Source organism: Aminicella lysinilytica (assembly GCF_004362975.1).
In the GTDB taxonomy this organism is placed as follows: domain Bacteria; phylum Bacillota; class Clostridia; order Peptostreptococcales; family Anaerovoracaceae; genus Aminicella; species Aminicella lysinilytica.
Genome location: NZ_SNXO01000005.1, coordinates 35,899 through 50,674, shown reverse-complemented (window position 1 = coordinate 50,674; position 14,776 = coordinate 35,899). Strand labels below are relative to the sequence as shown.

Annotated in this window: 15 protein-coding genes; all 15 read right to left on the bottom strand. The window is 45.5% G+C overall.

Annotated features, from left to right (window positions below):
• Nucleotides 1-2: 2 nt before the first annotated feature.
• The 15 genes from EV211_RS02230 to EV211_RS02160 all read right to left on the bottom strand — a co-directional run bounded on the left by EV211_RS02230 (nucleotide 3) and on the right by EV211_RS02160 (nucleotide 14,768).
• On the bottom strand, nucleotides 3-320 hold the full coding sequence (locus EV211_RS02230; protein WP_133527806.1) for an FtsB family cell division protein: 318 nt from the start codon (nucleotides 318-320) through the stop codon (nucleotides 3-5).
• Between the two features lie 15 nt (nucleotides 321-335).
• Nucleotides 336-1,694: a peptidoglycan DD-metalloendopeptidase family protein gene (locus EV211_RS10970; RefSeq protein ID WP_133527805.1), complete on the bottom strand. Its 1,359-nt coding sequence runs from the start codon at nucleotides 1,692-1,694 to the stop codon at nucleotides 336-338.
• Nucleotides 1,667-2,935, bottom strand: a complete 1,269-nt coding sequence (locus EV211_RS02220; protein WP_133527804.1) for a DnaD domain protein — start codon at nucleotides 2,933-2,935, stop codon at nucleotides 1,667-1,669. Before EV211_RS02220 ends, EV211_RS10970 begins: the two co-directional genes overlap by 28 nt.
• Nucleotides 2,936-2,941: 6 nt before the next feature.
• Nucleotides 2,942-3,130: a DUF1858 domain-containing protein gene (locus EV211_RS02215; protein WP_133527803.1), complete on the bottom strand. Its 189-nt coding sequence runs from the start codon at nucleotides 3,128-3,130 to the stop codon at nucleotides 2,942-2,944.
• Nucleotides 3,131-3,141: 11 nt separating this feature from the next.
• A complete protein-coding gene (dnaB, locus tag EV211_RS02210; protein WP_207667976.1) occupies nucleotides 3,142-4,455 on the bottom strand; it encodes a replicative DNA helicase in 1,314 nt (437 codons plus the stop codon).
• Entirely contained in the window at nucleotides 4,455-4,898 is a 444-nt protein-coding gene (gene rplI / locus EV211_RS02205) for a 50S ribosomal protein L9 (protein WP_133527801.1), read from the bottom strand. Before rplI ends, dnaB begins: the two co-directional genes overlap by 1 nt.
• A 6-nt stretch (nucleotides 4,899-4,904) precedes the next feature.
• On the bottom strand, nucleotides 4,905-6,680 hold the full coding sequence (locus tag EV211_RS02200; protein ID WP_133527800.1) for a DHH family phosphoesterase: 1,776 nt from the start codon (nucleotides 6,678-6,680) through the stop codon (nucleotides 4,905-4,907).
• 116 nt (nucleotides 6,681-6,796) lie between these two features.
• Entirely contained in the window at nucleotides 6,797-7,336 is a 540-nt protein-coding gene (locus EV211_RS02195; RefSeq protein ID WP_133527799.1) for a SprT-like domain-containing protein, read from the bottom strand.
• 78 nt (nucleotides 7,337-7,414) lie between these two features.
• A complete protein-coding gene (locus tag EV211_RS02190) occupies nucleotides 7,415-8,308 on the bottom strand; it encodes a ParB/RepB/Spo0J family partition protein (RefSeq protein WP_133527798.1) in 894 nt (297 codons plus the stop codon).
• On the bottom strand, nucleotides 8,308-9,081 hold the full coding sequence (locus EV211_RS02185; RefSeq protein WP_133527797.1) for a ParA family protein: 774 nt from the start codon (nucleotides 9,079-9,081) through the stop codon (nucleotides 8,308-8,310). The genes EV211_RS02190 and EV211_RS02185 overlap by 1 nt, the downstream gene beginning before the upstream one ends.
• A gap of 115 nt (nucleotides 9,082-9,196) precedes the next feature.
• Complete coding sequence (gene rsmG / locus EV211_RS02180) at nucleotides 9,197-9,904, bottom strand: 16S rRNA (guanine(527)-N(7))-methyltransferase RsmG (RefSeq protein WP_133527796.1); 708 nt, start codon at nucleotides 9,902-9,904, stop codon at nucleotides 9,197-9,199.
• Nucleotides 9,904-11,781 (bottom strand): tRNA uridine-5-carboxymethylaminomethyl(34) synthesis enzyme MnmG, encoded by a 1,878-nt coding sequence (gene mnmG / locus EV211_RS02175; RefSeq protein ID WP_133527795.1) that lies wholly within the window; start codon nucleotides 11,779-11,781, stop codon nucleotides 9,904-9,906. The genes rsmG and mnmG overlap by 1 nt, the downstream gene beginning before the upstream one ends.
• 9 nt (nucleotides 11,782-11,790) lie before the next feature.
• Entirely contained in the window at nucleotides 11,791-13,161 is a 1,371-nt protein-coding gene (gene mnmE / locus EV211_RS02170; protein ID WP_133527794.1) for a tRNA uridine-5-carboxymethylaminomethyl(34) synthesis GTPase MnmE, read from the bottom strand.
• Nucleotides 13,162-13,208: 47 nt separating this feature from the next.
• Complete coding sequence (gene jag, locus EV211_RS02165; RefSeq protein ID WP_133527793.1) at nucleotides 13,209-14,036, bottom strand: RNA-binding cell elongation regulator Jag/EloR; 828 nt, start codon at nucleotides 14,034-14,036, stop codon at nucleotides 13,209-13,211.
• Complete coding sequence (locus EV211_RS02160; RefSeq protein ID WP_133527792.1) at nucleotides 14,037-14,768, bottom strand: YidC/Oxa1 family membrane protein insertase; 732 nt, start codon at nucleotides 14,766-14,768, stop codon at nucleotides 14,037-14,039.
• Nucleotides 14,769-14,776 lie beyond the last annotated feature (8 nt).

Below are 14,776 nucleotides of genomic sequence, written 5' to 3'. Positions count from 1 at the left end.
ATCTATTTATCTTTATCTCCACTATCGTCGTCATCCAGTACATACAGCACCTCTCCCGGTTTAATGAGTTTAAGCTGTATCCTGGCCTGTTCTTCTATGTAATTCAGGTTATTTACATTTTTCAGTTCTGTTTCCAGCTGGACCTTCCTGTCCTTAAGGCTGGAATTGGTCTGCTTCAACTGTGCCTGCTCCTGCCTCAGATCCATTACATTTTTAATGGACAGGCCCATAGCTACGATCAATACAATGATTACAGCTATTAAAACCAGTCTGAGTTTGTTGACTCTGAATTTCTTTTTCCTTCTTTGTCTCGCTCCCATGATATTACTCCCCTGTTAACGATACTTTCTATTGACATATTTCATCGGGTTCCTGGCAGAACCGTTGACTCTGACCTCGAAGTGGCAATGGGATCCGTAGCTGTTTCCCGTATTGCCGACTAAGGCAATAGTCTGGCCCTGATATACCTTTTGTCCCGTATGAACATTGATCTTGCTGCAATGACCGTATCTCGTCATGTAACCGTTGCCGTGACTGATGTCTACGCACTTGCCGTAGCCGCTGTACCAGCCGGCGCGGACTACTGTGCCGCCATCGGCTGCGTGTATAGGCGTTCCAGTACCGCAGGCCAGATCCACGCCTTCATGCATCCTGCCCCATCTGTAACCAAAGGTCGATGACAGGGAATATCCGGATACAGGCATAATGAACGTCCCCGTCGGAGCCGTCTTAGGCCGCGTTTTGCTGCCCTTATATACTACTTTCTTCACCATAGGCTTCAGAACCTTAAGTTCTATGTTGGTCCTGGTGACTTGTTTTCCATTTTCCTTGACTATAATAGCCGTGGCCACGCGCTTACCGTTTTCACCCTTCTGGACTACTTTGGAATCGCCCTTATACATGCTCTTAGTCTTCTTGACCACTGTCTTATACTTGACGACTTCAGCGAATTTAGATTTCTCTATGGTCTTCACTGTAACAGCCTTAGATTTTATCAGCTGGTTAACTGCGCTCTCCCGAGTACTGACATCTGTCAGACTTACAGACTTAGGCGCATACCTCAGTTTTTCAGTTATGGATACCTTCTGATATGTTGTATCCCAGCCCTTGCGGGTAGTCTGATAATATTTCTCCACATCATCGATAACGTCCTTAGCTTCTGCCTTGCTTGACAAGGCTGCCACATTCTTTCCATCTATGTATATGCAATAGGCGTCAGCCCGCATGTTAGTCAGGTAAGTCAGACGCTTAAGTACCGTATCATCGTCATCTATGCTAACGTTCAGGGTAACTACGCGCTTGAATGTTATGTCGCTGCCCGGTTCTATCTTGATCTTGGCGTCATGGCTCTTGCTGAGCTCCGCACTGGTGATGTCCAGTACTCTGATTACATCCTCCTGATCCTTGACATATCCCAACGCCCTGCCATGATATGAATACTCATAACCCGTAGCGTAATTATAGACCGCCAGCACTGCAATAGCTACCAATACGATGATCGCAAAGGACTCCAGTAGTTTGGCCTTATGCACATGCAGAAAATCCCTGCGGTTATGCAAGAACAAAGCAACGCCATAATAGGCCTGCAGACACTTCAGGTCTGCCTTTTGTTGCGTGCGGTCGTGGAAGTCTATGACTGCTGCGCCGGCATCGATGAATTTGTCTGCTATGCTTCGTTTTTCGTTTTCTGCCATACCTCAGCCTCTTCCATACGCTCTTTCGCACAGGAGCATCGCTCCCCCAGATCTGTGATCCCGGTATCGTTGCATTTATCACAGGCGTATTTTATATCAGTGTAATCCATTTCAAAATTGTTTTCCGTCAGCAAAACGGCTCTCTCGGCCGCCAGCTGATCCATCTGCTGCCTAAGTTCCAAGCCTTTATCTTCCTCGTTGCCGAGCAAAAGTGCCTTGGACAGTGCTGACCCCATGGTCTGCACCTTATCATCTATATCTTTGATCCGCGGGATCTTCTCGTAAATTTCCTTAGTACGTGACTCCGCGGCGTTGATTGCTTCTTCTCTCAGGTAATCGTAATACTGATTCAATACTGATTGGGTAACAGTGACCTTCTTATTGACGCTATCCCCTCTCTTGGCTGCCTCATCTTTCCAGTTCTGCAATACCTTGTTTACATAACTGAAGTTAGGGCTTGATATGCCTACGGTCTTGGTGCATGCTTCCAGCACCCGATCCATATTATATCCCAGTGAATCAAACCAGTTATCCATCATCTGCTTCTCGGCTTCTGTGGCATTTCTGTTGAAGCCTAAAGCCTTCAATACCCTTCTGTACTGGTAGAAACGCTGGTCTACATCCTGCAGGTGCTCGTTGACTGCATCCACTGTATAGAGGCCATCCTTCATCCAGTTCCGCAGAACGCTTTCTATGTAATTCAGACTGCTCTTATGCTTTTCTAGGCAATAAGAAATGCCGTAAAGCATCACTTCCGGCGGGACCTTGTCATCAGTCATCCAGGATAGTATCCTGGTCACTTCAGTCGAAGAAAGGCTTCTGGCCATGAGCTGTTCCACCCTGTCGAACACCTTCTTTATCTGATCGTTTCCGAATATCTCAGGACTCGGTTCATGCTCCTCAGGTATTGCTTCCGTACTCTTTCCGTACATAAGCTCCTTCAGATTTATGAACTCGACGGTGAAATCTATGTCTCCGGCTGAGTCTACATAGAGCTTTTTAATAGCTCCCATTTTCTCCCAGTAATTCCAGGCGTCGATTATTTTCTTTTCCGGGATGCCCAGTTGCTTTGCCATGACCTTATCGGTCATTTCCAAGCCAAACTCAGCATACATATATCCATATATGTACACCTTGACATAATCTCCCGGAGCTGCCGGCAGATATTCATTTATAAAAATGTTTTCTATCCTTGAATCTAAAAGGTAAAAATCTTTTATTTTCTCTCTCACAAAATTCATTATGTCTTATATCTCTTTGTTCAAATCATTCAATAAACTGTCAACGTCTACGCCGTGACCGTCTGCCGCTTCTGCCAGACTTTCTGTAAAAGCCCCCGGACAGCCATTGCACAGCAAACCATGATCCTCAAGCACCTTCTCATACCTGTCGTCAATGTCGAGTATGTCGCAAATCTTCATATCCTTTGTAATCATAGTGTTTCACCTCACGCCTTATCGCTGAATTTAGTATAACGTGCGACCCAGGTCAGCTCCAGACTCCCTGTAGGACCGCTTCTGTGTTTAGCCAGATTGACCTCGCAGACACCCGGCTTCTCAGAATCTTCATTATAGTAATCGTCCCTGTACAGGAAGATAACTATATCGGCATCCTGCTCTATAGATCCCGACTCACGCAGATCGGATAGCACCGGCCTGTGATTAGGCCTCTGCTCCGGAGCTCGTGAAAGCTGCGACAAAACGATGACCGGACAGTCCATTTCTCTGGCCAGGAGTTTCAGGTACCTTGACAGGTTACTGATCTCCTGCTGTCTGCTCTCCGCTTTTCCCTCGGACCTCATCAGCTGCAGGTAGTCTATGACCACCAGGTCCAGGCCGTGTTCCGCTTTCATTCTTCTGCATTTGTTCTTTATCTCAAAGACCGACAGGGCAGGCGAATCGTCTATCTGTATGTTGGCGCCGGACAATGTGTCTACTGCCAGCATGATCCTGTCCCAGTCAGCTCTTTCGATCTTGCCTTTTTTAATATTTTCCATGTCCACCTTGGATTCCATAGCCAAGAGCCTTTGTCCCAGCTGCTCCTTGGACATTTCCAGACTGAACATCAGCACCGATGCATTGCCCTTGACGGCTGCATTCTGCGCAATATTCAGGGCGAAAGCCGTCTTGCCCATTGACGGCCTTGCCGCCACTATGACAAGGTCTGACCTCTGCAGGCCCGATGTGACCTCGTCCAGACGCTTGAACCCCGTAGTTATGCCCGTGACCTGCCCTTTGTTCTTAATGGCCTCGTCGATGAGGCTCATGTCCGTCAAGAGCACGTCTTTCAGGGCGGAGTAATCGTTGGACTGCCTGGACTGCGCAATGTCGAAAATGCTCTTCTCCGCATGATCCAGAATGTCGTTGGTGTCCTGATTTTCCTCAAAGGCCCGCTCGCGGATCTCTTCGGCCGTATGGATAAGCTGCCTCATAGACGCCTTCTCCGCGACTATCTTGGCGTATTCACCGGCGTTGGTCGTCGATGGAACATCGCTGGACAAAGTAGCGACATAACTTCTGCCGCCTACTGCTTCCAGGGCTTTCCTGCGTTTCAACTCATCGCAGACTGTGACTATATCTACGGGCTTGTTCTCTCTGAACATGTCCAGCATAGTCGTAAAGATTTCCTTATTGGAGCCATCGTAGAAATCTTCAGGTTTAACTACTTCAACAATGTCGGCCAACGCATCTCTGCTCAGGAGCCCTGCTCCCAGTACCGATCTTTCCGCTTCTAAATTGTGGGGTGGGATCTTCTCTGCCATCAGTCTGTTATCCTAACTCTTAAAGTACCTACAACTTCATAATACAACTTGATATCTACGTCAAACGTCCCCAAAGCTTTAATGGGACTGTCTAACTGGATCTTCTTCTTATCGACCTTGATGCTGTGCTGCTTCAGCAGAGCTTCAGCAATGTCCTTGGAAGTGATCGAGCCGAAAAGCCTGCCGCCTTCGCCGGACTTGGTCTTGATTATGACTTCATTGTCGCCGATCTTCGCTGCGAGAGCCTCAGCGGCTGCCTTTTCTGCAGCTTCTTCCTCAGCCTTCTTAGCCTTTATCTTCTCTAGGTTGCGGATGTTGCCATCGGTGGCTTCCGTAGCCCAGCCTCTTTTAATGAGCATGTTGCGGGCGTAGCCATCGCTGACCTTTACTACTTCTCCTGCTTTGCCTGTGCCTTTAACGTCTCTGTTCAGTATTACTACCATTTATATTTACCTCTTTCCATTTTTTGCCATAGTTTCTTTCAGAATGCCCTTGACTATTTCCAGCACTTCTTCAGGGCTTTCTTCTACCTGTGCCCCGGCCGTGGTCAGATGTCCGCCGCCGCCGAGTTTTTCCATGATCAGCTGCACGTTTATATCTCCCAGGGATCTGGCGCTGATGCCGGTTTTCCCCGCGCTGTTTCTGCCTGCAACAAAACTTGCCTTGACGCCCTTGATGTTGAGCAGTTCGTCTGCCACCTGGGAATTAATGATCTGAGCGTCTTCATTGTAGCCTTCGCAGGTGGATGTGGCGATGCCTGTCTCATGGATCTCAGCCGACGCTATACATTTGGCTCTGACCTTGAAGGCCTCTATATCCGTCTGGAAGAATCGCTTGACCTCGGCCGTGTCCGCTCCCGAACGTCTCAGCCAGGCTGCTGCCTCGAAGGTCCTGACGCCGGTCTTCACGGCGAACCTGTTGGTGTCTATAGTGATGCCGGCAAGCAAAGCTTCCGCCTCAAGCTTCTCCAGGACCCTCTTAGGCCCTGCGTACTGAAGTATCTCTGAAACCAGCTCCGCTGTCGATGAAGCGTAGGATTCTATATATGTTAGGCTGGCGTTCTTAATAGCGTCAACAGCTTTCCTGTGGTGATCTATTACGGCCAGTTTGCCGACTTTATCTAGGAGTTCTCTGCATTGGACATAACTCGGCCTGTGAGTATCTAATATTATTAGTAAAGTATTCTCATCTGCCAGTGACATTGCTTTCTCGCTGCTGATGAAATTATACTTACCTGTATCTTTAGCCTGTTTGTATATAAGTTGTAGAGAATCGCTTATATCGTCCATGACGATGCTGGCGTCTCTTCCGCACATCTGACAAACTCTGAACATGCCCAGAGCTGAACCGAAAGCATCCATGTCCGGGTTTTCATGACCCATGATCATAATGCGGCCGGCCTGTTCTATGAGCTGTTTCAATGTATGAGCAACAACTCTGGATTTTCCTTTGTTCCCCTTCTCAACAGTCTGCAGCTTGCCGCCATAGTAATCTATCTTATTCAATTTCTTGACTACAGCCTGATCTCCGCCACGGCCCAAGGCCAGTTCAAGGGCTGAGCTGGCGAATTCCTCCGTATTGACTATGTTCTTCCCGCCAACGCCTACGCCTATGCTCAGACTCATGGGGAAGTCCGCTTCAGTCTCTATCTGTCTGACCTCATCGAGTATGCTGAACTTATTGTCGATCATACCAGACAGGAAACAGTTCTGGAAGTATATTATGTATTCATATTCCTTATTGTTGATTATAGATGCCTTATTGTCAGTAGCCCATTTTCTGATGGTCTTATCTACCTGTGAAGACAGGGTCATTCTCATATCCGGCAGTGTGCTGGCCATCATTTCATCATAGTTGTCTATGTTGACAATGCATACACAGATCTTTTCATCATTATACATATCCTTCAGTGATTCGTAGTTAGTAATGTCATTGAAGAATACGAAGATATTACCTATGCCTGTGTCTTCATCTCTGCTGGCAAGCAGGCGGAATTTCTTCCCGCTTCGCTCTATAGTCTTATATATGCTATTATCCGCTGCCTCCATCAATTCATCTATCTTGATCCCGGTCAACGCAAAAAAATCGTAATCCTTGATCTCGTCATAGATGAATACTTCTCCTATACGGTCGTTGGATCCGACTACCTTTCCCTTGGTGCTGACAACGCACATAGGTAAAGGGACATATGATGTAAGTTTTCTCTCAAAACCTGTTTCAGCCATAAATGCTCCTTGTTCCGAGTTTCCTCAATTGGCTATCGTTATATTATATCATTTTTTTGTGATATCTAAAAGTATTTATTAAATATACTGCCTCTAATAGAAAATGGTAATATGTGTCAGTTATTATTGATCTCATCCACCTGAAGCATTCCCCCGCAGGCGGAGCACCTGTAGAGATCCGGATGGACAACTACCTTGCATTTCCTCATACGCAGCATTTTCTTCCCGCAATCAACGCAGGTTATCCTGTACCTGTAATTTCTTTCAGCTTCATTGCCCAATCCTATATCATTGTAATCCACCGTAGCACCTATATGATAGCCCAGTTCACTTTCAACTTTCCTGGCATATGTCTTCCATCTGGAGCCATGATTCATACAAGCCGGACAGCTGTGGAGAAGCTCGTGTATCACTATCTTCTTCAGATCATCATCACCAAGAGATCTGCATATAGATGAGACCTCTATAGTATAGGACGGATCCGGTTTACCGCCCGTCTGCCTGCATGCTCCCAGTCTTCTTCTCGCCCTGGTATTTACATTGACCTGAGTTACGGTCTTCGAAGGATAAACTCCGATGGAGTTAAGTTCCGTTATAGCTTCCCTTAATATCTTCTGTAATCTGTCTTTGAAGGTATCCATCTCTTCAGTTCCCATTATCTCCCCTTACTCTAAAAGACAACAACTGCCCCGTAAACGGGGCAGATCGTTTATGTTTCACATGAAACAATTCTTCTAATTAACTGATTTCAACATGTCTATCAGCCTGTTCAATTCTTCTTTGCTGTAATATTCGAAGGTAATAGCACCTTTCTTTCCCTTCTGGTCGATGGACACCTTAGTGCCGAAGATGTCTTTCAGTTCGCCTTCTGCATGAACAGTATCAGCGCTCTTGACTTTCCTGGCCGGCTTCCTTGAAGGTTTTCCCTCTCTGGCTACTATTTTCTCAACATCTCTGACCGAGATCCCTTCGCTGATGATCTTCTGACATATCTGCATCTGCAGAGCTTCGCTCTTTATATTGACTAAAGCTCTTGCATGACCTGCTGATATCCTGCCTTCTCCAACGTAATCTCTGATCACTTCCGGCAGCTTCAACAATCTCAATGAATTGGTTATATACGGCCTGCTCTTACTGACGCTTTTAGATACCTGCTCCTGAGTCAGCCCATAGGTCTTGATCATCTGACTGAGTCCTTCAGCTTCTTCAATAGGATTCAGATCCTCTCGCTGCATATTCTCTATTATAGCGATCAGCATGTTTTCTTCATCGGTAAACTCTCTTATGATGCACGGAACTGTGTCCAGTTCAGCCTTTCTGGCTGCTCTCCACCTGCGTTCTCCTGCTACTATTTCGTAGTTTTTACCCGACTTACGTACGACCAGAGGCTGGATTATTCCATGCTCCATGATAGATTCCGCCAACTCACTGATTTTATCTTCATTAAATGCTTTTCTGGGCTGATTTCTATTAGGCTTGATTTCATTAATATCAATATACACCACTGTATTGCCATCAGCGGCTTTCTGTGATACTTCTTCAGTTCCTTCTGAAATTGGTGTCTGATCTGCGAACAGAGCGTCAAGGCCGCGGCCAAGTCCTCTGTTCTTTGGAGATTTTCCTGCCATTATTTCATACCCTCCCATTCAAGAAACTCATCAGCAAATTCTCTGTAGGCTTCTGCACCTCTTGATTTAGGGTCATATTCTGTTATTGCCATACCGAAACTCGGAGCTTCCGCAAGCCTGATATTCCTTGGAATAACTGTAGAATAAACCTTCGAGCCAAAATATTTCTTAACTTCCTGTACCACCTGAATAGACAGATTAGTACGGCCATCGAACATGCTAAGCACAACTCCCTCGATCTCCAGATCCTTGTTCAGGCTCTTTTTTACCAGATCGATGGTACTTACCAGCTGGCTGACGCCTTCCAACGCATAGAACTCACACTGTATAGGGATCAATACGCTTTCAACTGCCGATAAAGAGTTGATAGTCAGCAATCCAAGCGATGGCGGGCAATCTATGAAAATGAAATCATAATCGTCCTTTATCTTGTCTAAGGCGTGTTTCAACCTCTTTTCACGGCTTTCAAGTTCAACTAATTCTATCTCCGCACCAGCAAGATCAACATTTGCCGGTATAAGATCCAGGTTCTTGACTCCCGTATGTATTATAGCCCTTCTCGGGTCGAAATTTTCTTCTATCAAAAGTTCGTAAACTGTGGTATCCAGTTCTTTCTTGGAAACACCTATGCCGCTGGTAGTATTGCCCTGCGGGTCTATATCAAGCATGAGTATTTTCTTGCCTTTCATAGCAAGGCTAGCCCCAAGATTTATATTAGTGGTTGTTTTACCTACACCACCCTTTTGATTAAAAATTGCTATTGCTTTACCCAATTTGTGTCCTCCTGTTACGATTCCCCTATTGATAATTTTAATACATTATATATTACATCCTGATAATTTTCTACCCTTTTACAAAAAATAATAAATGTTTCACGTGAAACATTTATTATCTAATAGGCGATTTGCCCGGTTTTCCAGCCGTTCTTGGGTATTTACCGGAGGTCTCTTTAATTTTCTTAATAATTACCAGATTGTGTTCCAGACCGGCCTTGTCAGCCTTATCGATTCTCACTGTTTCTCCGCCTAAAACCCTGATTGCCTTGCCGGCGTTTCTGACTTCTGCATCACAATCGCTGCCTTTATACGCAATAAAATATCCTCCGACTTTTACGAAAGGAAGCGCATACTCTGCCAGTACAGAAAGATCGGCTACAGCTCTGGATACGCATAGATCAAATGTCTCTCTCAGCTCTTCATTTCTGCCCAGGTCTTCCGCTCTGCCATGGATGGTTTTCACGTTTGATATGCCCAGTTCTCCCGTAAGTTCATCTATTATCTTCAGTCTCTTAAGCAGGGAATCAACTAATACGAACTCTTTCTCAGGATCCAGTATGGCTAGTGGAACTCCCGGGAATCCTCCGCCTGTGCCAAGATCCAATATCCTGTCAGCAGACTGATACTCGCTGCACCTGGTCACCAATACCGAATCAGCGAAATGCTTGATCTGAAATTCTTCAGGATCCTTGATTGCTGTAAGATTCACAGACTTATTAAATTCTAGCACGCCTTCCATATAACCATCGAAAGCGGCATATTGTCTTTCACTGCAACGGATATCCAGTTCCCCGAAGATCCCTTCTAAAAAGCTGCTCATTATCTGGCCCTCCTGTTTTTCTCCAGATGTATCATCAGTACATTGATATCTGCAGGAGATACTCCGGATATTCTGGACGCCTGCCCTATGGAAAGTGGCTTGATCTTATTCAGTTTCTGTATGGCTTCAATTCTCAGGCCATCCATTTCATCATAATTCAAGTCAGGAGATAATTGCTTATTCTCCAATTTTTTAAATCTTTCCACCTGCCTCATCTGTTTGGCGATATAGCCTTCATATTTGATCTGAACTTCTATCTGATCTATAGCATGAGAAGATAACTTCGGTCTGCCCGAATCGATATGCCCGAGATTCTCATAAGTTATCTCCGGTCTCTTCAGCAGCTCAAAATATGAAATTTTATTCTGCAACGGTGTACTACCATATTTTTCCATAAAATCTCCATGCTCATCCGGTTTCAAAAAAGTTTTCTGAAGTCTGGCGATTTCATTTTCCACAGCTGCCTTTTTCTTCAAATATTTCTCATGACGCTCTTCTGTGACCAGCCCTATGGAATATCCTATATCAGTTAAACGGGAATCTGCATTGTCTTGCCTCAGAACCAGCCTATATTCCGCTCTGCTGGTCATAATTCTGTAAGGTTCATTAGTGCCTTTAGTCACCAAATCGTCGATTAGAACGCCAATATAAGCCTCGCTTCTATCCAAAATAAGGGATTTTCTGTCATTTATTTCCAGCGCAGCATTTATGCCTGCCATCAATCCCTGGGAGGCTGCCTCCTCATATCCAGAGCTGCCGTTAAACTGCCCCGCACAAAAAAGTCCTTTTATGTATCTATATTCTAAATTCAGATTAAGATCCAGCGGATCTATACAATCATACTCGATGGCATAAGCCGGTCTGGTAATAGAAATATTTTCCAGCCCCTCTATGCTGTGATAAAATTCATGCTGAACATCTTCAGGCAAACTTGATGACATTCCCTGAATATACATTTCCTCTGTATCTTTCCCTTCCGGTTCTATAAACAGCTGATGACGTTTCTTGTCCGGAAATCTGTTCACCTTATCTTCTATGGACGGACAATACCTGGGACCGATCCCTTCGATTTCTCCACCGAAAAGTGCCGACCTCTGGAAATTATCCCTGATTATCTTATGAGTTTCTTCATTAGTATATGTCAGCCAGCACGGGACCTGATCTATATCCAGATCATCGTTCATGAAGGAGAACGGTACTATCCTCTCGTCGCCATCCTGCCTGGACATTTTATCGTAATCAAAAGTGGACGAAAGTGCCCTGGCCGGCGTTCCTGTTTTAAATCTTCTGAGTTTCATGCCATGCTTCTTCAGATTTTCTGCAAGCTCATAAGATGGAGCCAGCCCATTAGGGCCGCTTTCAAAATTGCTGTCTCCGATGAAAATCTTTCCTCTTAGGAACGTGCCCGTGGCAAGGACCGCCGCCTTGCATTTATAATATGCATGGGTTCTGGTCACGACGCCTGAGATACGTCCATCCTCGACCATTATATCGACGACTTCATCCTGTTTCATGTCCAGGTTCGGCTGTTTTTCAATGGTTTTCTTCATCTCAACGTGATATTTATGCTTATCAGCCTGAGCGCGCAAAGAGTGAACTGCCGGGCCTTTGGCCGTGTTAAGCATGCGGCTCTGAATGAATGTCTTATCGATGTTCACGCCCATTTCGCCGCCGAGAGCATCTATTTCTCTTACCAGATGGCCCTTGCCTGTGCCGCCTATAGACGGATTGCAGGGCATCATGGCGATGGCCTCCAGATTAATTGAAAATATCAATGTCTTATTTCCCATGCGGGCCGAAGCTAAAGCAGCCTCGCAACCTGCGTGACCAGCTCCTATAACAATGATATCATATTCTCCCATTAAGTACTTTTCCATGTTGACTTCCTATTTTCCCAGACAAAATCTACTGAAGACTTCATCTAATATATCATCGCCTACGGCTTCTCCGATTATCTCGCCTAAAGCCTCGTAAGCGCTGTTTACATCTATCTCGATTATTTCAAGGGGTTCTCCCTCATGAGTCAGCGCCATTGCATCAGACAGCGATTGCTGGGCATCCTCAAGCAAAGCTTTGTGCCTGACGTTAGTCACCATGCAGCTTTCGTTTTGTTTGATATCGCCCTTGTAAACCCTGCTGACTATGGCATTTTCCAGCTCCGCCAGACCTGAACCGCGGTCCATAGACGTTTTTATCACCTGCAGCCCCGGCAGTAACGCCCTGACATCCTCCGCCGTTGTTACATGGCCAAGATCGTCTTTGTTGACGATAGTTATGGTCTTACCAGAATCCACATACTCCATGATCTGACGATCCTCCTGGCTGAGAGGACTGCTGCCGTCGATGACAAGTATCACCAGATCGGCCTCATTAAATGATTTCTTGGAGCGCTCAATTCCAATGGTTTCGATGCGATCCTCCGTATCCCTGATGCCGGCTGTATCCGTTAGAACCACTGGGATTCCCTTAATGCTGAGGGTCTCTTCAATAGTGTCTCTGGTGGTTCCGGGAATTTCCGTTACAATGGCTCGGGATTCGCGCAGGAGAGCATTCATGAGAGATGATTTACCGACATTTGGCTTTCCGATTATGGCAACCTTCAGGCCTTCATTGATAATACGGCCGGTGGATGCGCTGTCCAGCAATTCATTCACCTGGAGCATCACTTCCTCTAAAGCCTTGGAAAGCTTGCTGTAAGTCAGTTCTTCTATGTCCTCATCGGGATAATCTATATTTACCGTCAGATTTACGAGGGCATCCATGAGCATCTTCCTGATTTCCCTGATACGCTTGGAAAGACTGCCCTCCAGCTGATCTATGGCAACGTCATAGGTTTTGTCAGCCCTGGCTCGTATGAGATCGATGACGGCTTCCGCCTGAGATAAATCTATCCTGCCGTTAAGAAAAGCACGCTTGGTAAACTCGCCTTTCTCGGCCAGCCTCGCCCCCTTGCGCAAAACTAACTCTAAAGTTTTTCGCAGAGGTACCATGCCGCCGTGGCAGTCGATTTCCACCAGATCCTCGGCCGTGTACGTTCTCGGGCCTTTCATCCAGACACAAAGAACTTCATCTATAGTCTGACCGTTGTCAGGATCTACGATGTGTCCGTAAGTCATTTTTCTGTTTTCCGGTTCACCCTTAACTGCGGGAACGAAGACCTGCTTCATTACTTCCAGAGAGCCTTCTCCACTTATTCTGATGATACCTATCCCGCCTTCGCCAAAAGCCGTGGATATTGCAGCTATAGTATCTTCCATTGATTCTCCAATATTAAAAGCCCGCATAGTGCGGGCTGATAATTTCTTTACTTTAATTCAATAATTACTCTGCGATAAGGATCCTGACCTTCACTTCTGGTACCTACGCGAGGATCATCCTGCAATGTAGCATGGATAACTTTTCTCTCATAAGGATTCATAGGCTCAAGCTTCACAGTTCTCTTGGTGCGGACAACCTTACCGGCCAGCTTGTGTGCAAGCTGTTCCAAAGTGTGCTCCCTCTTAGTCCTGTAATTCTCAGCGTCTACCACTACCTTGACGTAATTGTCATGGCCCTTGTTAACGACCAGACTTGTCAGATACTGAATAGCATCCAAAGTCTGACCACGTTTTCCGATTATCGTTCCTGAATCGTCGCCCTGAATATCAACATAAACGTTGTTGTCATCAGCCCTAACGACCATATTCAGGTTCAGACCCATCTGATCAGTTACTTCCTTCAGGAATTCCAAGGCAGGATGGTCTTCAGTCAACGGCAGATTATCCATAGTCTTATGGAAATCTAATTCTTCTAATCTGCTGGACTTAGGCGCTTCAGCCTTTTCATTTCTTCTGAAATCTTCCTTCTTGCTTTCATGTTTCTTCGCAGGAGCTTCCTCTTTCACAGGAGCCTCTGCCTTATAAGGTTCCGATTTAACTTCAGGTTTCTTCGGTTCCTCTTTCGGTTCTTCCTTCTTTTCTGCTTTTTTCTTTTCGACTCTTACCAGAGCCAGTTTGGATCCGATTCCAAAGAATCCTTTGGATGGTTCCTCCAATACTGTTATATCGACCATATCTCTGGTGAGCTTCAGGTCCTCCAAGGCAAGTTCGACTGCAGAGTCGACATCATCGCCCCATTTTTCCGTAACATCCATTTATTTTCCTCCAACAGTTCTTACTTTTTTCTTCTTTTTATTCATTTTCTCTTCAGCCATTTTCTTTCGCAGCTGATTGAAACGAATATTGTAGAAAATCTGTATGAACTGACTTATGAACCAATATGTTGCCAGGCCGGCAGCATAGGTCTTAGCGAGCCAGATTATCATTATAGGAAATCCGTATTTCATAACATTCATCATTGCATTACCGCTATTAGCAGTCTGTCCCGGCATTCCGCCGTTCTGTGATGACATATAGAATGAAATAAAGGTTGCGACTCCGGACAGGATAGGTAATATCCATGGATCCGGCTGAGCCAGATCGTTTATCCACAGAAAACTCTCATGAACAGCTATATACATCTGCTCTGAATGAACATAGTTCAGTGGATAACGCAACAAAGTGAAAAGACCCATGATGATGATCATCTGAACTACCATAGGCAGGCAACCAGCTAAAGGATTAACGCCTTCCTCTTTATATAGCTCAGCGACTTTTTCATTCATAGTTTCTTTATCGTTAGCGTACTTACGCTGTATGGCCTGCATTTTCGGCTGGAGATCTGTCATACCCGAAGTAGACAGGATCTGTTTCTTGTAAAAAGGATACAGGAAACCTTTGACAACGATTGTAATAACAACGACGGTAATACCATAACTACCGATCAGGCTATACAACCATGTCATAAGCCAAGCCAAAGGCTGAGCCAAAATTCCAAAAAAATTCATTAATTAAC

Coding starts and splice junctions, on each gene's coding strand:
- EV211_RS02230 (WP_133527806.1), bottom strand. CDS start 320: ATGGGAGCGAGACAAAGAAGGAAAAAGAAATTCAGAGTCAACAAACTC.
- EV211_RS10970 (WP_133527805.1), bottom strand. CDS start 1,694: ATGGCAGAAAACGAAAAACGAAGCATAGCAGACAAATTCATCGATGCC.
- EV211_RS02220 (WP_133527804.1), bottom strand. CDS start 2,935: ATGAATTTTGTGAGAGAGAAAATAAAAGATTTTTACCTTTTAGATTCA.
- EV211_RS02215 (WP_133527803.1), bottom strand. CDS start 3,130: ATGATTACAAAGGATATGAAGATTTGCGACATACTCGACATTGACGAC.
- dnaB (WP_207667976.1), bottom strand. CDS start 4,455: ATGGCAGAGAAGATCCCACCCCACAATTTAGAAGCGGAAAGATCGGTA.
- rplI (WP_133527801.1), bottom strand. CDS start 4,898: ATGGTAGTAATACTGAACAGAGACGTTAAAGGCACAGGCAAAGCAGGA.
- EV211_RS02200 (WP_133527800.1), bottom strand. CDS start 6,680: ATGGCTGAAACAGGTTTTGAGAGAAAACTTACATCATATGTCCCTTTA.
- EV211_RS02195 (WP_133527799.1), bottom strand. CDS start 7,336: ATGGGAACTGAAGAGATGGATACCTTCAAAGACAGATTACAGAAGATA.
- EV211_RS02190 (WP_133527798.1), bottom strand. CDS start 8,308: ATGGCAGGAAAATCTCCAAAGAACAGAGGACTTGGCCGCGGCCTTGAC.
- rsmG (WP_133527796.1), bottom strand. CDS start 9,904: ATGAGCAGCTTTTTAGAAGGGATCTTCGGGGAACTGGATATCCGTTGC.
- mnmG (WP_133527795.1), bottom strand. CDS start 11,781: ATGGAAAAGTACTTAATGGGAGAATATGATATCATTGTTATAGGAGCT.
- mnmE (WP_133527794.1), bottom strand. CDS start 13,161: ATGGAAGATACTATAGCTGCAATATCCACGGCTTTTGGCGAAGGCGGG.
- jag (WP_133527793.1), bottom strand. CDS start 14,036: ATGGATGTTACGGAAAAATGGGGCGATGATGTCGACTCTGCAGTCGAA.
- EV211_RS02160 (WP_133527792.1), bottom strand. CDS start 14,768: ATGAATTTTTTTGGAATTTTGGCTCAGCCTTTGGCTTGGCTTATGACA.